Origin of the sequence: Micromonospora sp. NPDC023966, assembly GCF_040639095.1 — a bacterium.
Taxonomy (GTDB): Bacteria; Actinomycetota; Actinomycetes; order Mycobacteriales; family Micromonosporaceae; genus Micromonospora.
Window position 1 is genome coordinate 17,071 of record NZ_JBEZZJ010000006.1, and the last position, 20,588, is coordinate 37,658.

General features: G+C 73.3%; 18 protein-coding genes. 8 read left to right on the top strand and 10 right to left on the bottom strand.

Going from position 1 to position 20,588, the window contains the following annotated elements:
* Positions 1-43: 43 nt before the first annotated feature.
* Both AB0F68_RS11635 and AB0F68_RS11640 read right to left on the bottom strand, forming a co-directional pair.
* Positions 44-1,450 (bottom strand): class II 3-deoxy-7-phosphoheptulonate synthase, encoded by a 1,407-nt coding sequence (locus AB0F68_RS11635; RefSeq protein WP_357335444.1) that lies wholly within the window; start codon positions 1,448-1,450, stop codon positions 44-46.
* A 114-nt stretch (positions 1,451-1,564) separates the two neighbouring features.
* A complete protein-coding gene (locus AB0F68_RS11640) occupies positions 1,565-2,059 on the bottom strand; it encodes a hypothetical protein (RefSeq protein WP_357335446.1) in 495 nt (164 codons plus the stop codon).
* A gap of 240 nt (positions 2,060-2,299) precedes the next feature.
* Here AB0F68_RS11640 and AB0F68_RS11645 point away from each other — a divergent pair, with 240 nt between their 5' ends.
* Positions 2,300-3,286 carry a helix-turn-helix domain-containing protein gene (locus tag AB0F68_RS11645; protein WP_357335449.1) on the top strand — a complete coding sequence of 329 codons (987 nt, stop codon included), beginning with the start codon at positions 2,300-2,302 and terminating at the stop codon, positions 3,284-3,286.
* Positions 3,287-3,355: 69 nt separating this feature from the next.
* On the opposite strand, the gene AB0F68_RS11650 is transcribed toward AB0F68_RS11645, so the two are convergent.
* Complete coding sequence (locus AB0F68_RS11650) at positions 3,356-4,999, bottom strand: glycosyl hydrolase family 18 protein (RefSeq protein ID WP_357335451.1); 1,644 nt, start codon at positions 4,997-4,999, stop codon at positions 3,356-3,358.
* 143 nt (positions 5,000-5,142) lie between these two features.
* On the opposite strand from AB0F68_RS11650, the gene AB0F68_RS11655 reads away from it, so the two are divergent.
* On the top strand, positions 5,143-5,634 hold the full coding sequence (locus AB0F68_RS11655; protein WP_357335454.1) for a glutathione peroxidase: 492 nt from the start codon (positions 5,143-5,145) through the stop codon (positions 5,632-5,634).
* An 81-nt stretch (positions 5,635-5,715) separates the two neighbouring features.
* Complete coding sequence (locus AB0F68_RS11660) at positions 5,716-7,008, top strand: DUF1343 domain-containing protein (RefSeq protein WP_357335456.1); 1,293 nt, start codon at positions 5,716-5,718, stop codon at positions 7,006-7,008.
* Positions 7,009-7,071: 63 nt separating this feature from the next.
* Here the strand turns inward: AB0F68_RS11660 and AB0F68_RS11665 are convergent, their stop codons facing one another.
* Positions 7,072-7,875, bottom strand: coding sequence for an SGNH/GDSL hydrolase family protein (locus tag AB0F68_RS11665; RefSeq protein ID WP_357335460.1), 804 nt, complete (start codon positions 7,873-7,875; stop codon positions 7,072-7,074).
* Between the two features lie 179 nt (positions 7,876-8,054).
* Between AB0F68_RS11665 and AB0F68_RS11670 the strand changes: the two genes are divergently transcribed.
* Entirely contained in the window at positions 8,055-9,002 is a 948-nt protein-coding gene (locus tag AB0F68_RS11670) for a threonine/serine dehydratase (RefSeq protein WP_357335462.1), read from the top strand.
* Between the two features lie 6 nt (positions 9,003-9,008).
* On the opposite strand, the gene proC is transcribed toward AB0F68_RS11670, so the two are convergent.
* The 4 genes from proC to AB0F68_RS11690 all read right to left on the bottom strand — a co-directional run bounded on the left by proC (position 9,009) and on the right by AB0F68_RS11690 (position 12,179).
* Positions 9,009-9,827: a pyrroline-5-carboxylate reductase gene (proC, locus tag AB0F68_RS11675; protein ID WP_357335465.1), complete on the bottom strand. Its 819-nt coding sequence runs from the start codon at positions 9,825-9,827 to the stop codon at positions 9,009-9,011.
* A 73-nt stretch (positions 9,828-9,900) separates the two neighbouring features.
* On the bottom strand, positions 9,901-10,929 hold the full coding sequence (locus AB0F68_RS11680; RefSeq protein ID WP_091320179.1) for a 6-phosphofructokinase: 1,029 nt from the start codon (positions 10,927-10,929) through the stop codon (positions 9,901-9,903).
* A 179-nt stretch (positions 10,930-11,108) separates the two neighbouring features.
* Positions 11,109-11,612 carry a pyridoxamine 5'-phosphate oxidase family protein gene (locus tag AB0F68_RS11685; RefSeq protein ID WP_357335467.1) on the bottom strand — a complete coding sequence of 168 codons (504 nt, stop codon included), beginning with the start codon at positions 11,610-11,612 and terminating at the stop codon, positions 11,109-11,111.
* A 69-nt stretch (positions 11,613-11,681) separates the two neighbouring features.
* Complete coding sequence (locus AB0F68_RS11690) at positions 11,682-12,179, bottom strand: polyadenylate-specific 3'-exoribonuclease AS (protein WP_357335916.1); 498 nt, start codon at positions 12,177-12,179, stop codon at positions 11,682-11,684.
* Positions 12,180-12,425: 246 nt separating this feature from the next.
* Here AB0F68_RS11690 and AB0F68_RS11695 point away from each other — a divergent pair, with 246 nt between their 5' ends.
* The gene (locus tag AB0F68_RS11695; RefSeq protein ID WP_357335470.1) at positions 12,426-13,118 is read left to right on the top strand and encodes a Crp/Fnr family transcriptional regulator; all 693 of its coding nucleotides are present in this window, start codon (positions 12,426-12,428) and stop codon (positions 13,116-13,118) included.
* A 59-nt stretch (positions 13,119-13,177) separates the two neighbouring features.
* On the opposite strand, the gene AB0F68_RS11700 is transcribed toward AB0F68_RS11695, so the two are convergent.
* A complete protein-coding gene (locus tag AB0F68_RS11700) occupies positions 13,178-13,390 on the bottom strand; it encodes a hypothetical protein (protein WP_357335473.1) in 213 nt (70 codons plus the stop codon).
* A gap of 199 nt (positions 13,391-13,589) precedes the next feature.
* Here AB0F68_RS11700 and AB0F68_RS11705 point away from each other — a divergent pair, with 199 nt between their 5' ends.
* Positions 13,590-17,150, top strand: coding sequence for an adenylate/guanylate cyclase domain-containing protein (locus tag AB0F68_RS11705; protein ID WP_357335918.1), 3,561 nt, complete (start codon positions 13,590-13,592; stop codon positions 17,148-17,150).
* Positions 17,151-17,171: 21 nt separating this feature from the next.
* Here the strand turns inward: AB0F68_RS11705 and AB0F68_RS11710 are convergent, their stop codons facing one another.
* Positions 17,172-17,864: a lysophospholipid acyltransferase family protein gene (locus AB0F68_RS11710; RefSeq protein WP_357335475.1), complete on the bottom strand. Its 693-nt coding sequence runs from the start codon at positions 17,862-17,864 to the stop codon at positions 17,172-17,174.
* A 290-nt stretch (positions 17,865-18,154) separates the two neighbouring features.
* Here AB0F68_RS11710 and AB0F68_RS11715 point away from each other — a divergent pair, with 290 nt between their 5' ends.
* Together AB0F68_RS11715 and AB0F68_RS11720 are read left to right on the top strand one after the other, a co-directional pair.
* Positions 18,155-19,000, top strand: a complete 846-nt coding sequence (locus tag AB0F68_RS11715) for a DUF308 domain-containing protein (protein WP_357335477.1) — start codon at positions 18,155-18,157, stop codon at positions 18,998-19,000.
* A 169-nt stretch (positions 19,001-19,169) separates the two neighbouring features.
* Positions 19,170-20,588 carry a trehalose-6-phosphate synthase gene (locus AB0F68_RS11720; RefSeq protein ID WP_357335480.1) on the top strand — a complete coding sequence of 473 codons (1,419 nt, stop codon included), beginning with the start codon at positions 19,170-19,172 and terminating at the stop codon, positions 20,586-20,588.

Sequence of the window (20,588 nt, forward strand, 5' to 3'; positions counted from 1 at the left end):
TTCGGCTGCCGACTGCGGGGCTCGCGCAAGCGCACTCCCCGCGTCAGCCACGGAGCATCTCCGCCACGAGGAAGGCCAGCTCCAGCGACTGCTGGGTGTTCAGTCGCGGGTCGCAGGCGGTTTCGTACCGGTCGGGCAGGTCGAGGTCCTCGATGCCCTGGGCGCCGCCGAGGCACTCGGTGACGTCCTCGCCGGTCAGCTCGACGTGCAGGCCGCCCGGGTGGGTCTCCAGGCCGCGGTGCACCTCGAAGTAGCCGAGCACCTCGTCGACGATCCGGTCGAAGTGCCGGGTCTTGTAGCCGTTCGAGGACTCGTGGGTGTTGCCGTGCATCGGGTCGCACTGCCAGACGACCTTGGCGCCGGCGGCGGTGACCTTGGCGACGATCGGGGGCAGCGCGTCCCGCACCCGGTGGTTGCCCATCCGGCTGATCAGGGTGAGCCGGCCGGGGACGTTGTCCGGGTTGAGCTTCTCGCAGAGCTCGATGGCCTCGTCCGGGGTGGTGGTCGGGCCGAGCTTCACCCCGATGGGGTTGGCGATCCGGGAGATGAAGTCGAGGTGCGCCCCGTCGAGCTGCCGGGTCCGCTCGCCGACCCAGAGGAAGTGCCCGGACAGGCCGTACGCCCGGCCGCCGGAGATCCGGGTGAGGGCCCGGTCGTACTCCAGCGCCAGCGCCTCGTGGGAGCAGTAGAGGGTGACGGTGCGCAGCGCCTCGTCGTCGGTCATCCCGCAGGCACGGATGAAGGCCAGTGCCCGGTCGATCTCCCGGGCGATCGCCTCGTAGCGCTCGCCGGCCGGGGACTGCTTGACGAAGCCCTTGTTCCAGTCGTGCACCGCGTGCAGGTCGGCCAGCCCGCCGGCCAGGTACGCCCGGAGCATGTTCATCGCGGCGGCCGAGTTGGCGTACGCCCGGATCATGCGCTGCGGGTCGGCGACCCGCGCCTCCGGCGTGGCCTCCAGCGAGTTGATCATGTCGCCGCGGTAGGCCGGCAGGCCTCGCGCGTCGGTCGGCAGGGACCGGGGCTTGGTGTACTGGCCGGCGACCCGGGCGACCTTGACCACCGGCAGCGACGCGCCGTACGTCAGCACGATCGCCATCTGGAGCAGGGTGCGGGCGTTGGCCAGCAGGTGGCTCTCGGTGTTGTCGGCGAAGGTCTCCGCGCAGTCGCCGCCCTGGAGCAGGAACGCCTTGCCCTCGCAGACCAGGGCCAGCCGCTGCCGGAGCTGGTCGACCTCGTAGGGGGCGACCACGGACGGCACCGTGTCCAGCACCTTGCAGACCTCGGCGACCTGCTCCTGGTTCGGCCAGGGCGGGGTCTGCGCGCGTGGGAGGTCCCGCCACCGGTCCAGGCCGAGGGCCGCGTCCTCGGCGGAGTCGGCGGTCGGACGACTGGTCTGGAGCCCCGGGCTGCCCACCGCGGGGTGACTCAGCTGATGCCACTCATGGCGCATGGGAGAAAGCGTACGGCGACCGCCGGGGCGGCCCGTCGCCGAGGGGGACGGTTCCGGTGGTTGGGAGATCATCGACACATTCCGGAACCGCCGCAGGTCGGGGCCGGTGCGGGGTCAGGGGGTGGCCGCCGGCTCCGGGGTGTTGCCGCCCAGCGCCTCGCCGGCGATGCACCAGTCGGCGCCGGTCCGGGTGACCGTGAACAGCAGCGACCGGGTGGCCTTGCGGGAGCCGACGGCGACGCTGATCGTGGTGCTGACCTCTTCGCCGTGCGGGCCGGACCGGACGTCGGTGATGGTGGCCTGCGGGACGGTGAAGTGGTCGGCGAAGTCGCCGTTCGGGCCGGTGGCCGCGGCGTCAAAGGCGGTCTGCATGGGCGCGCAGAGCTGGCTGCGCCCGGCGTCGACGTCCTTGGCCGCCATCGCGTCCAGGTACGCCTGGACCCGCTCCCGGCTCTTGGCCGCCGCCTCCTCGGCCGGCGCCCGCTGCGACTGGCTGGCCGGGGTGCCCGCGGCGTCGTCCCCGCCGCCGAGGCCACAGCCGGCCAGTGTGACCGTCAGAAGCGCGAGCAGCGCGCCGCCGGCCACCGCCCTCGGGTGCGTCAGGCCCATCGGTCCCCTTCCATCGCGCGGGCATCGGGACATGCCGAGCGGCGAGTCTGTCACATCGACGCCGTCGTATGCCGGCCCGCCAGGCCGGCCGGTGGGCGGCTGCCACCGCCCTCGACGACCTGCCCATCCTCGCCCGGATCGCCCCGGCCGACCAGAGCGGCACGCGGATCGGCGTCCGGCCCCCACCGGTTGGACGCCGGGCCGGCCGGCGCCGACAATGGCGTACCCCTGAAGGAGGTGATGGTCGTCCTCGCCGTGGCATCGGTCGACACCGCCGGGCTGCCCCCGGCCGAGCGGTTCGCCTTCTGGCAGGACGTCGTGGCCCGCGACTCGGCGGCCGCCCGGATCAGCAGCGCGCACGCGGCCGACTTCGCCGCCTCGGCCCGGGCCGTCGACCTGGGCGTGGTCCGGCTCGGCGTCTGGCGGTACCCGTCGCTGGAGCTGGCCCGCACCCCCCGGCTGATCCGCAGCTCGGACCCCGAGTTCTATCAGCTCGCCCTGCCGCTGAACGGCCACGGTGTTGTGTCGCAGCAGCGGCGGTCGGCCCGGCTCGACCCGTCCGGTTTCGCCTTCATCGACACGGTCCGCCCGCACGGCTCCCGGCACGCGCCGGACCGGGCCGCCGGCCCGCTGGAGACGCTGACCGCGCTGGTGCCCCACCGGGCGCTGCCGCTGCCCCCGCGCCGGGCGGCGGCGCTGCTCGCCGCGGAGATCCCCGCCGACGCCGGGATGGGCGCCCTGCTGGCCAACTTCCTGCGCCGGCTGGTGGCCCACCCCGAGCAGTACGCCGCCTCGGACGCGCCGGGGCTCGACCGGATCGCCCTGGACCTGATCGCCGGCACCCTGGCCGGGCAGCTGGAGGTGGAGGGGGAACTGCCCGTCGAGGTGCGGATCACGGGCCTGCGGGCCCGGGTGGAGGCGTGGATCCGGCAGCACCTGGCCGACCCGGAGCTCAACCCGGCCGCCGTGGCGGAGGCGCACCACCTCTCGGTGCGCGCACTGCACCGGCTCTTCGACGACGCCGACACGACCGTGGCGGCCCTGATCCGCACGGCCCGCCTGGACCGCTGCTTCCGCGACCTGGCCGACCCGGGGCTGCGGCACCTCGCCGTCCACCAGGTCGCCGCCCGCTGGGGCTTCCGGGACCGGGCGCACTTCAGCCGGGCGTTCCGTGCCGCGTACGGGCTCTCGCCCCGCGAGCACCGGGACCGCAGCATCCGTACCTGAACCGACACCGTGCGGGAAGGGGCCGGTGCGGCCCCTCCCCGCCGGGTGGGTGGTGCGTCGGCCCTCGGCTCAGCCGAGACCGCCCTTGATGGCGCTGATCAGCTCACCGTTGCTGGTGTCTCCGGAGAGCTCCCAGAAGAACGCGCCACCGAGGCCCTGGTTCTTCGCGTAGGTCATCTTGCCGCCGATGGTCGCCGGGGTGTCGTAGCTCCACCAGTTGCTGCCGCACTTGGCGTAGGCGGTGCCGGCGATCGTGCCGGTGGCCGGGCAGGTGTTCTTGAGCACCTTGTAGTCCTCGATGCCCTGCTCGTAGGTGCCGGGCGCCGGGCCGGTGGCGGTGCCGCCGGGTGCCGACTGGGTCACCCCGGTCCAGCCGCGGCCGTAGAAGCCGATGCCCAGCAGCAGCTTGTCGGACGGGACACCCTTGGACTTGAGCTTCTGGATCGCCGCGTCGGACCAGAAGCCCTGCTGCGGGATGCCGGTGTACGAGGTGAGCGGCGAGTGCGGGGCGGTCGGGCCCTGGGCCGCCCAGGCGCCGAAGTAGTCGTACGTCATCGGCATCAGCCAGTTGAGGTTCGGCACGGCGCCGGCGTAGTCGGTCGCGTCGATCTTGCCGCCGGTGCTGCCGTCGGCCGTGATCGCCGCGGTGACCAGGAAGCTGGAGCCGAACTTGCTCCGCAGCGCGCTGATCACGTTCTTGAAGGCGTTCGGGCCGCTGGTGTCGCACTGGAGGCCGCAGGCGTTCGGGTACTCCCAGTCGATGTCGATGCCGTCGAAGACGTCCGCCCAGCGCGGGTCCTTGATCAGGGAGTAGCAGGAGTCGGCGAACGCGGCCGGGTTCTGCGCGGCCTGGGTGAAGCCGGCCGACCAGGTCCAGCCGCCGAAGGACCAGATCACCTTCAGGTTCGGGTACATCTTCTTCAGCTTGCGGAGCTGGTTGAAGTTGCCGCGCAGCGGCTGGTCCCAGGTGTCGGCCACGCCGTCGACGCTGTCCGCCGCGGTGTACGCCTTGTCGTAGTCGGCGTAGCTGTCGCCGATGCTGCACCGCCCGCCCGTGGTGTTGCCGAAGGCGTACAGCAGGTGGGTCAGCTTGGCGGCGGACCCGCTGGTGTGCACGTTCTTCACGTGGTAGTTGCGGCCGTAGACGCCCCACTCGGTGAAGTAGCCGACCACCTTCTTGCCCCCGCTCGGCGGGGTCGTGGTGGGCGGAGGCGTGGTCGGCGGAGGCGTGGTCGTCGGCGGGGCCGTGGTGGGCGGAGTGGTGGTCGGCGGCGGCGTCGTGGTCGGCGCGGTCGTCGTCGGAGGAGTGCCGCCGGAGCAGGACGCGCCGTTGACCGTGCAGGTCAGCGGCGCCTTGTACGCCCCGGTGCCGTTGTAGCCCCAGCTGAAGCTGGCGCCCGCGGCGAGCGGGCCGGCCCAGCTCTTCTTGACCGCCACGTAGTGGTTGCCGCTGCTGGTGACGTCGGCGTCCCAGGAGCTGCTGATGGTGGTGCCCGCGGGCAGGTCGAACTCGATGCGCCAGGTGTCGACGCTGGCGCTGGTGCCGTTGGTGATGGTCACTTTCGCCTCGTGACCGGTTCCCCAGTCCTGCACCTTGGTGAACGTGGCGGTGACGCTGCCCGCGGCGGAGGCGGTCGCCATCGGCACCGCCGCGACCGCGAGCGCGACCACGGCGCCGGTGGCCCAGAGGGCCCGGCGGAGCGATCTCTTCATACGGCGTCTCCCCAAACAGTTAGGAAACTTTCCAGATTGGATGCTGAGACGCTACTCACGCGTCACCACTTCGTCAAGATGCAGATGCATCGATTCCTCGGGTCCGGCGCCGGCGGGCCCGACCGGCCCCGTAGCCTCGTCCCATGACCGTTTTCGACGTGCAGATCGACGCCCTCGCCGGCGGCCCGGCCGACCTTGGGCAGTACCACGGCCGCGCCCTGCTGGTGGTCAACGTGGCCTCCCGGTGCGGCCTCACCCCGCAGTACGCCGGCCTCCAGGCCCTCGCCGACGAGTACGCGGACCGGGGCCTGACCGTGCTCGGCGTGCCGTGCAACCAGTTCGCCGGCCAGGAACCCGGCACCGCCTCGGAGATCGAGGAGTTCTGTCAGGTCAACTACGGCGTCACGTTCCCGCTGACCGAAAAGGTCGACGTCAACGGCCCGCACCGGCACCCGCTCTACGCCGAGCTGGTGTCCGCCCCGGACATCGAGGGGCACACCGGCGACGTGCGGTGGAACTTCGAGAAGTTCCTCGTCGCGCCGGACGGCACGGTGGCGGCCCGGTTCGCCCCCACGATCACGCCCGACGCTCCGGAGCTGCGCGCCGCGGTCGAGAAGGTGCTGCCGGTCGGCTGACGCCCACCCTTGTAGGGAACCTTCCTTGACCGCCCATCGAGCTGTAGCTAAGTTTCAAAGACCTCGGACGAGGAGGTCATGATGGAGCGCAGAAGGTTCCTGGCCGGCGCGGGTGCGGTCACCGCGGGCGCGGTCGCCGCGGCGGCCCCGGGCACGGCGGGGCAGGCGGTGCCCGGCATCCGTCGGGTGGCGACCGGCCTGGACGTGCTGGTCGATTCCGGATTCGCCGCACTGGCCGGCCAGCGGGTGGGGGTGGTGTCCAACCCCACCGGTGTGGACGCGGCCTACCGGCACCTGGTCGACCTCATGCACGAGTCGGGCCGCGTGCAGGTGGTCGCGGCGTTCGGCCCCGAACACGGATTCCGCGGATCCGCTCAGGCCGGCGGCAGCGAGGGCACCGGGACGGACGCCCGCACGGGCATCCCGGTCTACGACGCGTACGGCGCCAGCCAGGCCAAATGGGAGAGCCTGTTCACGTCCACCGACGTGGACACGGTCGTCTTCGACATCCAGGACGTGGGCGCCCGCTTCTACACGTACATCTGGACGATGTACACGTCGATGGTCGCGGCGGCCCGGGTCGGCAAGCGGTACGTGGTCCTCGACCGGCCCAACCCGGTCGGCGGGCGGGCGTACGGGCCGATGATGACGCCCGCCTTCACGTCCGGCGTGGGGCTGAAGGAGATCGTCCAGCAGCACGGCATGACCGTCGGCGAGCTGGCCCGGTTCTTCAACGCGGAGTTCCTGCCCGCTGAGGCCGGACGGTCGGTCGAGCTGGAGGTGGTGCGCTGCCGGAACTGGAAGCGTGACCTGCTCGCCGCCGACACCGACCTGCCGTGGGTGATGCCCAGTCCGAACATGCCCACGCCGGACACCGCGCTGGTCTACCCCGGCACCTGCCTGTTCGAGGGCGTCGCATCGATCACCGAGGGGCGGGGCACCTGCCGGCCGTTCGAGCTGATCGGCGGGCTCGCCGGCGACTTCGACCACCACTGGGGCGACCGGCTCAACGCCCGGAACCTGCCGGGTGTCGAGTTCCGCGAGGCGTACTTCTCCCCGACGGCGGCGGGCCAGAAGCCGGCCCTGCTGAACAAGCTCTGCGCCGGCGTCGAGGTCAAGATCGTCGACCGGGCCGCCTACGACCCGATCCGCACCGCGGTGGCGATGCTGGTCGAGGCGCGGAAGTACCCGGCGTTCGCGTGGCGGATCGACTCGTGGGACACCGCCCGGCCGTACTGGGTGGACAAGCTGACCGGCTCGCCCCGGCTGCGCACGATGATCGACGCCGGAGCCGAGGTGGACGACGTGGTCGGCGCCTGGGCCGACGAGCTGGCGGCCTTCGAGCAGCGGCGGCGTCCGTACCTGCTCTACTGACCGGGCCCACCCCGCGGCCCCCGCTCCACCCGTCCGTCGGGCGGAGCGGGGGACGCGCCCGGGTCAGCCCGCGGCGGAGCGGAAGACCGGGTAGTAGCCGCCGGACTGCCCCGCGGCCGTCGGGTGGTACGAGACGGTGAGGTTCAGGTAGTTCAACGCGTGCAGCCACTTCTCACCGTAGCTGCAGAGCTGGTGCCCGACGAAGATCGACCGGACGTCGGCGAAGGTGAAGCCGGCCGAGGTGGCCGCCGTCCGGGTGATGTCGTCGACCAGGTTGATCCCCTCGTTGATCTTCGCCCGCGAGGTGGCGCTCAGGCCGACGCAGACCGTGCCGAGCTGGTAGAAGACCGGGTAGCCGACCACCACCACGCGGGCCGAGGGGGCCCGGCTCCGGATGCCGTTGTAGACGTTGGCCAGCTTGCCGGGCAGCTCGGTGCGGGCCTTGTCCTCGGCGGCCTGGACCGCGGCCACGCACTGGGTCTCGCCCTGGAGCACGCAGGTGCTCATGATGCTGGAGAAGCCGACGTCGTTGCCGCCGATCGTGACGCTGACCAGCGTGGTGGTCGAGGAGAGCGCGGAGAGCTGGTTGTTGACGACGTCCGTGGTGGTGGCACCGGAGCAGGCGACCGAGCGGTACGAGGCCGGCCTGATGTTGGCGTTGTAGAGCGCCGGGTAGGCGTTGGTGCTGCGCAGGCAGGACCCGCTCTCGGAGGTGTAGCTGTCGGCGCCGACGCCGGAGGCGTACGAGTCGCCGAGAGCGACGTAGCGATCGGTCGGGGCCGCCTGGGCGGGGGCGGCCAGGGGCAGCGTGACGCCGAGGGAGGCGGCCAGGGTCAGGGCGAGGGTGGCTAGACGGGATCTCCGCACGTCGCACTCCTGGGGGTGGGAAGTGGTGGTGGGAGATAGATACCAATAGATTGGACGCCGACGAAAGATCAACGATTCGCGCCGACTGCGGATAGACGCTTATTGATACAAACCGTTGCCGGGCACGTGAGCGCAACTGAAGATTTTCGCCATCGCGCGGAGCGGGTTAGGCTCGCCGGGTGGGGTTGATCACCGGGGACGACATCACTGCGGCCGAGAAGCGCCTCGACGGACGGGTGGTCCACACCCCGCTGCTGGAGGCGCCGGTCCTCGGCGCCGACCTGGGCCTGCGGCTGGCGGTGAAGGCGGAGAACCTCCAGCACACCGGGAGCTTCAAGGTCCGCGGCGCCACCAACGCGCTGCTCGCCCACGCCGAGCGCGCCGGCACGCCGGCCGGGCTGGTGGCCTTCTCCGCCGGCAACCACGCGATCGCGGTGGCCCACGTCGCCCGCGCGGCCGGGCTACCCGCCGTGGTCTGCATGCCACCGCACGCGGTGCCCAGCAAGCTGGCCGCGGTACGCCGGCTCGGCGCCGAGGCGGTGCTCACCGACGACCTGCTGGCCACCGCCGAGACGGTCGCGGCCGAGCGCGGCTTCCACCTGCTCGCGCCCTTCGACGACCCGGACGTGATCGCCGGTCAGGCCACCGTCGGGCGGGAGATCCTGGCCGACGGCCCGCGCCCGGACCTGGTGCTCGTACCGGTGGGCGGCGGCGGGCTGATCAGCGGGATCGCCGCGGCCGTCCGCGCGGGATCCCCGGCGACCCGGATCGTCGGGGTGGAGCCGGACGGGGCCAACGCGATGTCGTACGCGCTGCGGACCGGGACGCCCACCCTGCCGGTCCGCCCGGCCTCGGTCGCCGACGGCCTGGCCGCCCCGTTCGCCGGGCGGCACACGCTGGCGCACGTCCGGGCGCTGGTCGACACGGTCGTGGAGGTGCCGGAGGCGGCCATCCTGCCGGCCTGGGCCGACCTGGTGGCGGCCACGAAGCTGCTGGTCGAGCCGGCCGCCGCGGTCACCCTGGCGGCGTTGCGGGCGGGGCTGGTCGAGGTGGCGCCCGGCGAGCGGACCGTCCTGGTGCTCAGCGGCGGCAACGTCGCGCCGGCCGTGCTGGCCACCCTCGGCTGACGGGGGTCAGTCGGCCTGGGCGGCCAGTTCGCGGGCCCGGTCGCGGGCCGCCTCCAGCGCCGCCAGCATGGCCGCGCGGACGCCGTGGTTCTCCATCTCGCGGACGGCGGAGATGGTGGTGCCGGCCGGCGAGGTGACCGCCTCGCGAAGCTTCACCGGGTGCTCGCCGGAGTCGCGCAGCATCACGGCCGAACCGATGGCGGTCTGCACGATCAGCTCGTGCGCCACCTGGCGCGGCAGGCCGAGCAGGATGCCGGCGTCGATCATGGCCTCGACCAGCAGGTAGAAGTAGGCCGGGCCGGAGCCGGAGAGCGCGGTCACCGCGTCCTGCTGGGACTCGGGCACCCGCAGGGTGGCGCCGAGCGGCTTGAACATCTCCTCGGCCAGGGCCAGGTGCGCGCCGGTGGCGTGCGCGCCGGGCGAGATCGCGCTCATCGCCTCGTCGACCAGCGCCGGGGTGTTGGTCATCACCCGGACCACCGGGGTGCCCTCGGGCAGCCTGCGGTTGAAGAAGGCCGTGGGCAGGCCGGCGCAGAGCGAGATGACCAGCTTGTCGGCGGGCACCTTCGGGCCGATCTCGTCCAGCAGTGCCGCCGCGTCCTGCGGCTTGACCGAGACGGCGAGCACCTCGGCCTCGTCCACCGCGGTGAGGTTGTCCACCACCCGGACGCCGTACCGGGCGGTCAGTTCCTCGGCGCGGGCGGGGCGGCGGGCGGTGGCGAGCAGCCGCTCGACCGGCCAGCCGGAGCGGAGCAGCCCGGAGAGCATCAGCTCGCCGATCTTGCCCGCGCCGATCACCGCGACCGTGTGCACCTCGGGTGCCATGAGCCGTACCCCTCTCGGTGGAGGTGCGGCGCGGCGGGCCCGTTCGAGGACCCGCCGCGCCGCCCGCCGTCGGTCAGCTGCCGAAGAAGACCTCGGCCTCGGCGTACCGCTCCAGCGGCACGGTCTTCAGCTCGCGGGTGGCCTCGGCCAGCGGAACCCGGACGATGTCCGTGCTCTGCATCGCGACCATCTTGCCCCAGTCGCCCTCGTTCGCCGCGTCGATCGCGTGCAGGCCGAGCCGGGTGGCGAGCACCCGGTCGAACGCCGTCGGGGTGCCGCCGCGCTGGATGTGGCCGAGCACCACGGTGCGGGCCTCCTTGCCGGTCTTCGCCTCCAGCTGCTCGGCGAGCCACTGGCCGATGCCGCCGAGGCGGACGTGGCCGAACGCGTCGAGCTCCTGGTTGTGCAGCACCATCTGGCCGTCCAGCGGCTGGGCGCCCTCGGCGACCACGACGATCGGGGCGTACTGGTGCTGGAAGCGCTTCTCGACGTAGCCGGCGACCTGCTCGACGTCGAACTGCCGCTCGGGCAGCAGGATCACGTTGGCGCCGCCGGCGAGACCGGCGTGCAGGGCGATCCAGCCGGCGTGCCGGCCCATCACCTCGACGACCAGGGTGCGGTGGTGGCTCTCCGCGGTGGTGTGCAGCCGGTCGATCGCCTCCATGGCGATGTTCACGGCGGTGTCGAAGCCGAAGGTGTAGTCGGTGGCGCCGAGGTCGTTGTCGATCGTCTTCGGCACGCCGATGACATGGACGCCCAGCTCGTGCAACTTGGTGGCGACACCGAGGGTGTCCTCGCCGCCGATCGCGATCAGCGCGTCCACGCCCTGCGCGGCGAGGTTGTCCTTGATCCGCTCCACGCCGCCGTCGATCTTGAACGGGTTGGTCCGGGACGAGCCGAGGATGGTGCCGCCACGCGGCAGGATGCCGCGCACCTCCGCGATGCCCAGCGGCTTGGACAGGCCCTCCAGCGGGCCCTTCCAGCCGTCCCGGAAGCCCACGAACTCGTGACCGTAGGTGGCGACGCCCTTGCGGACCACCGCCCGAATCACCGCATTGAGACCTGGGCAGTCGCCGCCGCCGGTGAGCACGCCGATACGCATGATCTGCTCATCCTCCTGGAGCATCAGGTGAAGCCCGGATAAGCCCCAGGATATGTGTCAGATCAGACCATCGGCGCCGTTGCCGGCCCGGGGCGGGCCGTCAGTGCGCACTGTAGTCGGCGTGGGTGCCCGCCGACACCGCGCCCCGGCCCCGTTCCGACCCCCGGACCGGCTACCGGTCAGTAGCTGACCTCGCCGTTCTCCCCCGCCCTCGGCGGCTGCCGGGTGACCGCCGCCCGGGCCAGGCCGAGCAGGCTCACCACCGTGTTGCTCGGCGCGTCCCAGTACTCGGCGGAGCCGGCGTGCACCTTGATCAGCGTGAGGCCCGGCGTGTCCAGCCCGTCCGGGAACCAGGCCTTCAGCAGCGGGTGCCACAGCCGCTCGGCCCGCGCCCGGTCCCACTCCTCGGCGGCGGTGCCGGCCACCGACACCCAGGCGTGCTGCCGCTGGTCGGAGAAACCCACGTTGACCTGCGGGTTGACCCGGATCTGGCGGACCTTGGCGGAGTCCGCGTACGCGAAGAACCAGAGGTCGCCGTCGAACTCCGCCTCCTGGAGCCCCATCGGGCGGCTGACCAGTCGCCCGTCGACGGCGGTGGTGGTCAGCAGGCAGATGCGCGCGGCCCGGATCAGCTCGGTGACCCGGCGGCGGCCATCCGCGGCGCTGGTCGGCTGCTTGCTCATGCGGCCCTCCCTCGGATCGGCTCGATGCCGATCCTGCCCGGGACAGAACCGGTCAAACCTGCCGACAGCTCACCGGACGGTCATCGCCCGCCAGCGGGCCAGGTTGTGCCGGGCGTCGACCAGCGCGTCGTGCCGGTCCGCCTCCGCCTCCGGCAGCCGCGGCCGGCCGCGCTCGTCCCAGAGCTGGCGCAGTTCCTTGGTGAACCGCGGGATCTCCCGCGGCAGCGCCGGCATCGCCCCCCAGAGCTGGGCCAGCACCACGTGGTCGTACGCCGCGTACCAGGCCCAGAGCTCCAACTGCTCGCCGGGCCGGTCCCGGACCGGCGCCATCAGGAACTCGTAGAGGTCGTCGCGGATCCGTTCCCGGGAGCGCCAGGCCCGGTCGGCCGGCGAGGGGAGCTTGTCCAGCACGTTGCGGCGCACCCAGGGCACCGCCCGGGAGTCGTCGAACTCGGTGGAGACCGCGTAGAACTCGCGGCCGTACTCGTCGACGACGCCGATCGACACGAGGTCGACGATGCGGCCGTCCTCGATGAACTCACAGTCGTAGAAGTAGCGGTAGACCATCGGCACCATCCTCGCCCACCGCCGCCGGCCGCTGGTCGCCGGGGCCGTCCGCCGAGGTCGACGGCGCGTCCGCGCAGTTCGTGACGGTCACGGAAGTGTCTCCAGGGGTGTACAGCACGCGACGGGAGCGTCATGATCTGATGTGTACCGCTACCGGACGCCGAACCGGTTGAGATGCCTCGTACCGGGCTTTGCGGGTTCACCCGGTGTGCGAGTTGTGGTCCTTGACCGGGGAGGGGTTGGGCCGTGGAGGTTCGCCTGCCGGAGCCGGGTGACGCGCTCACGGGCGTGGAGATGTTCGCCGGGCTGGAGCCGGAGGTGCGGCAGCGGGTCATCGCCGCGGCCGTGCCGCGCACGTACCGCAAGGGTCAGTTGCTCTTCGTCGAGAACGACCCCGGCGAGTCGCTGATCGTGCTGCGCCGCGGCGCGGTGGCGGTGTTCCGCACCGCCCCGACCGGCGAACGCGCCGTGCTGTCGGTGATCCGGCCCCCGGACGTGCTGGGCGAGGTCTCGCTGCTGGACGCCTCGACCCGGTCGGCGTCGGCCGAGGCGATCGAGGACAGCGCCGCGCTGGCGCTGTCCCGGCCGGCCTTCATGGAGCTAGTGCACTCCAACCCGCGCATCCTCGACGCCGTGATGCGCTCCCTCGGTCAGCTGATCCGCCGGCTCACCGAGCAGAACGCCGACCACGTCTTCCTCGACCTGCCCGGCCGGGTGGCCAAGACGCTGGTCCGGCTGGCCGGCGAGAGCCAGGCCCCGATGATCACCATCGAGCTCAACCAGAGCCAACTCGCCGAGATGGCCGGCGGCTCGCGGCAGAGCGTCAACCAGGCCATCGGATCCTTCGCCAGCCGGGGCTGGCTGCGCACCGAAGGACGCCGCATCGTGGTCACCGACGTCGCCGCGCTGCGCCGCCGCGCCGGCATGAACGACCGCTGACGGACACGGGAAAGGGCCGGGGCACGCCGCCCCGGCCCTTCGTCGTGTGTCCGCCCGGCTCAGACGCCGGCGCTGCCCGGCCCCGCCCATGCGGTGGTGCTGCCCGGGCCGGCCCACTCGCTGGTGTCCTTGCCGCCGCCGGAGCCCTCGCTGACGATGCCCTCGGCCTGCAGCGTGGCGAGGGTGGCCGCGTCCACGTCGACGGACTCCCCCGCCACGTGGGCGACGCCGTCGCCGTCGGTCCAGTCGCTCTCCAGCTTCACGTACACCATGGTTGGTCCCCCTCGATCGCGGTCGTCGTCGTCCGGCGGCATGAATGTAGTCGCCCGACGGCCCCACCGGCCGCCCGGACGAGTGTCCACAAGCCAACAGCCCGGTACCTGACACTGCCGGCGGGCGGGATACTCACCGTGACGCCGCGGGGGACGGCGCCCGGCCGGGACCGGCCGGCAGATCCAGTGGAGGCCTGACATCTCCGCGCAGTGTGACCGTTGTGGACGTACCGCGACCGAGGGCGACCGCTTCTGCGGTGGCTGCGGCGCCGAGCTGGGTGCCGTCTGCCCGCACTGCCTGCGCCCGCTCGCCACCGACGTGGTGTTCTGCACCTCGTGCGGCTCGCCCCGGGCCGGGGCCAGGCAGCCGGTGCCGACGCCGCAGGAGGACCGCCGCCGGGTCAGCGTGCTCTTCGTCGATCTGATCGACTTCACCCCGTACGTCGAGCGGGCCGACCCGGAGCAGGTCCGGGGCATGCAGACCGGCTTCTTCTCCGCCGCGAAGCGGGTCGTCGGGCAGTACGGCGGGGTGGTGGAGAAGTACATCGGCGACGCCGTGATGGCGCTCTTCGGCGCCCCGGTGGCCACCGAGACCGACGCGCTGCGCTGCGTACGGGCCGGGCTGGAGCTGCAACGGGTGCTCACCCGGTTCGCCCCGAGCGGCCACGACGAGCTGCGCTTCCGGGTCGGGGTGGCCACCGGCGAGGCGCTGGTGGACGTGGCCGCGGCCCGCGACGGCGGGCAGGCCATCGTGGCCGGTGACGTGGTCAACACGGCGTCCCGGATGCAGTCGGTGGCCCCGCCCGGCGGGGTGCTGGTCTGCGGCGTCACGCACGCGCTCACCAAGGACGCCATCCGCTACGAGGAGCAGCCGGCGGTCACCCTGCGCGGCCGCTCAAGCCCCACCGAGGTCTGGCTGGCCCTGGCCCCGGTTCGCCGGCAGCCCACCGACCGCGAGCCGGACACCACCCCGCTGATCGACCGCGAGCACGAGCTGGGGCTGCTGGTCAACGCGCTGCACCGCTCGCTGCGGGACCGGCTGCCCCAGGTGGTGACCCTCTTCGGTCGGGCCGGCCTGGGCAAGAGCCGGCTGATCCGGGAGCTGCACAAGCACGCCGGCCGGCTGGTCGACGAGCCGCTGACCTGGCGTACCGGGCGGTGCCCGCCGTTCGGCGAGAACGTCACCTTCGCCGCGCTGGCCGACGTCGTGAAGACAGAGGCCGGCATCCTCGACACCGACCCGGCGTCCGCCGCGGCCCAGCGCCTCACCGCCGCGGTCAGCGAGCTGGTCGGCCCGGCCGAGCGCGATCGCCTCGTCGACGCGCTGCGCCCGCTGGTCGGGCTCACCGGCACCGCCCTGCCCGCCGAGGAGGCCGAGTCGGCCTGGCGGCGGTTCCTGCTGGCGCTGGCGGTCCGGCGCCCCACCGTGCTGGTCTTCGAGGACCTGCACTGGGCCGACGACGCCATGCTGCGCTTCGTCGAGCTGCTCGGCACCGCCGCCCGGGACGTGCCGCTGCTGCTCCTCTGCACCGCCCGCCCGGAGCTGGTCGACCGGGACCCGAGCTGGGCGGGGACGATCACCGGCTCGGTCACCGTCACCCTGCCCCCGCTGCGGGACACCGGCATCGCCTCGCTCTACGCGCACATGTTCGGCCAGGCGGCGTTTCCCGCCGAGATGCTCACCCCGCTGGTCGAGGTGGCCGGCGGCAACCCGCTCTACGCCCACGAGTACGTCCGGATGCTCATCGAGCAGGGCGCGCTGCGCCAGTCGGGGCGCGGCTGGTCGCTGGAGAAGCACCTCGACCTGCCCATGCCGGAGAGCGTGCACGCGGTCATCGCCAACCGGGTCGACCTGCTCGACGCCAAGGACCGGGCGGTGCTGCTGGCCGCCTCGGTGGTGGGCGTGCAGTTCTGGCCGGGCGCGGTGGCCGCCGCGCTGGGCCAGCCGGTCGAGCCGGTGGAACGGGCGCTGCGCCGGCTGGAGCAGCGCGACTTCGTGCACGAGCAGGCCGCGTCCACGATGGCCGGGCAGGCGGAGTTCCGGTTCCGGCACGTGCTGGTTCGGGACGTCTGCTACCAGCGGCTGCCGCGCACCGAGCGGGTGGCCCGGCACGAGCGGACCGCGGACTGGCTGGACGCCCTCTCGCACACCCGGGACACCGACCTGGCCGAGGTGCTCGCCCACCACCGCTGGGCCGCCCACGAGATCGCCCGCACCCTGGGCATGGACACCCACCGCTACGCCGGGCCGGCGCGCGCCGCGCTGCACCGGGCGGCGCGCCGGGCGTACGCCCTGCACGGGCTGGACGCGGCGGCCGCGCACGCCGGCCGGGCGCTCGGCCTGGCCGACGACAGCGACCCGGTCGGCCGGCTCCAGCTGGAGCTGCTCAGCACGGAGATCTCGTTCTACCGGGACGGCAACGCGTTCCTCTCCGGGGGCGGGCCCGAGCAGTTGCACGCGCTCGCCGACCGGCTGCTCGCGCACGGCGACGAGGCCTGCGCCGCCCGGGCCTGGACGCTGCTCGGCCAGGCGGCCTGGCTGCGCGCCGACCGGAGCGCGGCGGTGGCCTGCCTGGACCGGGCGGTCGGGCTGTTCGAGCCGCTGCCGGACAGCCCGCAGAAGGCCGACGCGTACGCCGAGCTGGGCCGGCTGCACATGCTCAACTACGAGCGGGACGCGGCGGTGGCCGCCGCCGAGACCGCGGCGGAGATCGGTGAGCGGCTGGGGCTGTCGGAGACCCGCACCAACGCCCGGATCACCGCCGCCACGGCCCGCTACCAGGCGGGCGACCGGTCCGGCCTGGACGACCTGCACGCGATCGTGGAATACAGCCGGGCGCAGCAGTTGCTGGCGCTGCACCGGGCGGTGCAGAACCTGGCGTTCGCGGTCCGCGAGGAGGGCGACTGGCTGCGCTCGGACGCGTTGCTGACCACCGCGCCGGCCCGGACGGCGAGCGGCCAGACGCTGACCACCAGCTACTCCGGCGAGGCCATGCGGGCCTACTTCGACGGGGACTTCGACCGGCTGATCACCGCCGCGGACGCGTTCGTGGACACCCCGACCGGTGGCTGGGACATGCAGGTGCGCGGGCTGCGCTCCTGCCTGCTGGTGCTGCGCGGGCAGCCCGTGCCGCCGGCGCCCCGACCGGCCCCCACCCCGCGCGACGGCGCGGCGGCGGCCCGGCACCGGGACGACGTGGCCGCCGCGCTGGACAGCGCCCGGCGCAGTGGCTTCCACCGGCCGCACTGGACCATGCTCGGCATGGCGGCGCTCTGCAGGGCGCTGCAGGGCCGGGCCGAGGAGGCGGCGGAGCTGATCGACGAGCTGGCCGACGCCTGGTCGGCGGTGCCCGCGCTGGCCAGCGGCGAGTGGATCGCCGCCGCCGCGTACGCGGCCGCCCTGGCCGGCCGGGACGCGACCGTTCGGGTCCGGGCCATGCTGGACCGCCTCGACCACCGCACGCCCTGGTCGGAGGCAGCGCTGCGGACGGTCACCGGTGCGGTCGCGGCGGCCGACGGCGATCACCGCCGGGCGGCCGAGCTGCACCTGGCCGGGGCGGAGATCTACGCCCGGATCCCGGACGTGACCGACCGGATGCTGGCACTCGCCCTGGCCGCCGCCGAACTGGAGCTGGCCGGCGACCCGGAGCCCGCCCCGCTGGCCGAGGTGCGGGCGTTCGCCCAGCGCAACGACGCGCCGGGCCTGCTGGCGCTGGCCCGCCGCCCGGTGCCGGACGCCGGGCCCGCGGTCGCCTGCTGAGCCGGGCCCCTTCCGGCGGCGTCAGGCGGGCACCGGCTCCCGGGGCCGGGCCTTCGCCTTCTGCGCGTACATGTCCACGTACTCGCGGCCGGAGAGCTCCATCAGCTCGTACATGATCTCGTCGGTGACGGCGCGCTCGACGAACCGGTCGCCGGACTTCCCGGCGTAGCGGGAGAAGTCGAGCGGGGTGCCGAAGCGGATCCGCACCCGGCCGAGGTTGGGGATGATCTGCCCGGTCGGCTGGATCGCGTCGGAGTTGAGCATGGCCATCGGCACCACCGGGGCGCCGCTCTCCAGGGCGAGCCGGGCCACGCCGGTCTTGCCCCGGTAGAGCCGGCCGTCCGGCGAGCGGGTGCCCTCCGGGTAGATGCCCGCGATGCCGCCGGAGCGCAGCACCCTGAGCTGCGTGTCCAGGGCCGCGCGGGCGGCCCGGCCACCCGAGCGGTCGACCGGGATGGTGCCGGAGCCGACGAAGAACATCTTGGTCAGCCAGCCCTTGAGGCCCTTGCCGGTGAAATATTCGGCTTTCGCGATGAATGTAACTTTTCGCTTGACGATCAACGGAGTGAAGATCGAGTCCGAGAAGGAGAGGTGGTTGCTGGCCAGGATCACCGGGCCGGCCTCCGGGACGTTCTCCAGCCCCTCGACCTGCGGGCGGAAGATCAACCTCAGCAGCGGGCCGAGGATGATGTACTTCAGCAGCCAGTACAGCACCGGAGTCCTTCCAGGCGGGAGCGGTGACGGGCCCCGTCGCCGGGGCGCGGCGGGGGCCGCCGGGACCGCGCCCGGGGCGTTGTCGGCGAGCGGACTGTCGGGGAAGAGCGTACGAACAGGGAGCGGCACGCCACAACGCACTCCCGGAACCGGGTCCCGACGTGTCACGATTCAGGGCACGACGGCTTCAGGCCGCGGCGCGGCGTCCGAGGCGCCGGGCTGACGTTGATCGCAGGCGTACGGGGCGCCGGGGCGGAGTGCACCGACGGGTGCGGCGAAGGGGGTGTCCGGTGTCAGGGGGCGGGCCCCGCCGGGGACGGCGGGACAACGGGCTCGACGCGGCCGAGTACGCGGTCGCGGGCGACGTCGATCCGCGCGTGGGCGAGCACCTGCTCGACGTGCTCGCGGCCGGCGGGATCGCCGCCTACCTCCAGCCCTCGGCCGACCTCAACCCGGTGACCCGCACCACCACCGTCCCGTCGCGCCCGATCGACCGGCTCTACGTCGACCGCTCCCACCTGACCACCGCCCGCGACTACCTCACCCAGCTCACCGACGAGGGGGGCCGCGAGCCGGCCCGCGACGACGAGCCGGACATCGAGGCCGAATGGGCGAAGATCGTCGCAGGTTTCCACACGGCGCCGAGCGCCGGGAGCCACCCCTGGCCGGCCGCCGAGGACGTCGACGACCCGGTCGACCCGGCCACCCCGGGCGGCGGCGCCCCGGGCCGGGCCGAGGAGCCCGCCGGCCCGACCGCCACCGACGTGCGGCGGCTGCCCTACGCGGCCGACGTCTCCGGCATCTCGCTGAGCCGGGGGCGGCAGGACGAGCCCTCGCTCCTCGACGGCCTGGACACCTTCGGCGCCGACCTCCCCGGCGACGAGGACGAGGAGCACTTCACCCCGCCACCGCCGCCACCGCTGCCGCGCTTCTCGAAGTACGCGGTGGTGGGCGTGCTCTGCATCGTGCTCGGGTTCCTGCTCTTCCTGTCGCCCACCATGCTGTCGGCGGTCGACCCGTCGGTGGTGACCCTGCTCGGCTTCACCGGCATCCTGGCCGGCTTCGTGATGCTGATCTGGCGGTTGCGCCCGGGCGACTCCGACGAGCACGACCCGGACGACGGCGCGGTCGTCTGACCGGCCTCCGGCGGCCCGGGTGGCGGGACGCCGCTGGCCCGGGGCGGCGGCGTAACAGGGGTGTAACTTACTGTCAGTAGGAATACCGCTGTACGTCACGTCCCGCACCGGCTGTCCGGGTTGGGCCCCTCCTCCGGTGGTCGGTCCCCTGCAGATCGGAATGCCCGAGATGCGACAGAGCCCCCTCGTAGTGGTGGCCAACCGCCTTCCCATCGACGACAGTGTGGCGCCGGACGGCGCCTTCGAGTGGCGCCGCAGCCCCGGCGGCCTGATGAACGCCCTGCACCCCCTGCTCCGGCACACCCCGGCGACCTGGGTGGGCTGGGCCGGCGGCACCGGCCCGGCACCGCACCTGCCCGACGTGGACGGGGTCCGGATGCGCGCCGTCCCGCTCAACGGCGAGGACTTCCGCGACCACTATGAGGGCTTCGCCAACGCCACCCTCTGGCCGCTCTACCACGACGCCGTCGAACAGCCCGAGTACCACCGGCGCTGGTGGGAGGCGTACCAGCGGGTCAACCAGCGGTTCGCCGAGGCCGCCGCCGAGGTGGCCGAGCCCGGCGGGCTGGTCTGGGTGCAGGACTACCACCTCCAGCTGGTGCCGGGGCTGCTCCGCGACCTCCGTCCCGACCTGCGGATCGGCTTCTTCCTGCACGTGCCGTTCCCGCCGCCGGAGCTGTTCATGCAGCTCCCCCGCCGGGCCGAACTGCTGCGCGGGATGCTCGGCGCCGACCTGATCGGCTTCCAGCGGGCCCAGGCCGCGCACAACTTCGCCCAGCTCGTGACAAGGGTGCTCGACCTGCCCGCCACCGACCGGCGGATCGGGGTCGGCGACCGGGTGGTCCGGATCGGCGCGTTCCCGGTCTCCATCGACACCGCCGAGATGGCCGCGCTCGCGGCCCGGCCCGACGTGGCCGAGCGCGCCCGGCGGCTGCGCCAGGACCTCGGCGGCCCGGAACGGGTCATCCTCAGCGTCGACCGGATGGACTACACCAAGGGCATCGAACAGCGGCTCAAGGCCTACCACGAGCTGCTCGCCAGCGGCGACGTCAAGGTGCGGGACACCGTGCTGGTCCAGGTGGTGGTGCCCAGCCGGGACCGGGTGGCCCAGTACCAGATCCTGCGCGACCGGGTGGAGCACCAGGTCGGCCGGATCAACGGCGAGTTCGGCCGGGTCGGCGAGCCGGCGATCCACTACCTCAGCCAGCCCTTCGACCGCACCGAGCTGGTCGCCCTCTACCGGGTGGCCGACGTGATGGCGGTGACCCCGCTGCGGGACGGGATGAACCTGGTGGCCAAGGAGTACGTGGCCGCCCGGGTGGACGGCACCGGCGCGCTGCTGCTCAGCGAGTTCGCCGGGGCGGCCGCCGAGCTGGCGCAGGCGTACCTGGTCAACCCGCACGACCTGGACGGGCTCAAGGCCGCGCTGCTGGCCGCGCTACGGGCCGCGCCGGAGGACGTGGCGGCCCGGATGCGGGCGATGCGGGAGCACCTGGGCCGCAACGACATCCACGCCTGGGCGGGGTCCTACTTGAGCGCGCTGGAGGAGACCACCTCCCCGCTCGGCCGGCGCGCCAGGAGCGGCTGA

Excerpts from the sequence above, each read along its gene's own strand:
- AB0F68_RS11635 (WP_357335444.1), bottom strand. The coding sequence starts at position 1,450 with ATGCGCCATGAGTGGCATCAGCTGAGTCACCCCGCGGTGGGCAGCCCG.
- AB0F68_RS11640 (WP_357335446.1), bottom strand. The coding sequence starts at position 2,059 with ATGGGCCTGACGCACCCGAGGGCGGTGGCCGGCGGCGCGCTGCTCGCG.
- AB0F68_RS11645 (WP_357335449.1), top strand. The coding sequence starts at position 2,300 with ATGGTCGTCCTCGCCGTGGCATCGGTCGACACCGCCGGGCTGCCCCCG.
- AB0F68_RS11650 (WP_357335451.1), bottom strand. The coding sequence starts at position 4,999 with ATGAAGAGATCGCTCCGCCGGGCCCTCTGGGCCACCGGCGCCGTGGTC.
- AB0F68_RS11655 (WP_357335454.1), top strand. The coding sequence starts at position 5,143 with ATGACCGTTTTCGACGTGCAGATCGACGCCCTCGCCGGCGGCCCGGCC.
- AB0F68_RS11660 (WP_357335456.1), top strand. The coding sequence starts at position 5,716 with ATGGAGCGCAGAAGGTTCCTGGCCGGCGCGGGTGCGGTCACCGCGGGC.
- proC (WP_357335465.1), bottom strand. The coding sequence starts at position 9,827 with ATGGCACCCGAGGTGCACACGGTCGCGGTGATCGGCGCGGGCAAGATC.
- AB0F68_RS11680 (WP_091320179.1), bottom strand. The coding sequence starts at position 10,929 with ATGCGTATCGGCGTGCTCACCGGCGGCGGCGACTGCCCAGGTCTCAAT.
- AB0F68_RS11685 (WP_357335467.1), bottom strand. The coding sequence starts at position 11,612 with ATGAGCAAGCAGCCGACCAGCGCCGCGGATGGCCGCCGCCGGGTCACC.
- AB0F68_RS11690 (WP_357335916.1), bottom strand. The coding sequence starts at position 12,179 with ATGGTCTACCGCTACTTCTACGACTGTGAGTTCATCGAGGACGGCCGC.
- AB0F68_RS11700 (WP_357335473.1), bottom strand. The coding sequence starts at position 13,390 with ATGGTGTACGTGAAGCTGGAGAGCGACTGGACCGACGGCGACGGCGTC.
- AB0F68_RS11720 (WP_357335480.1), top strand. The coding sequence starts at position 19,170 with ATGCGACAGAGCCCCCTCGTAGTGGTGGCCAACCGCCTTCCCATCGAC.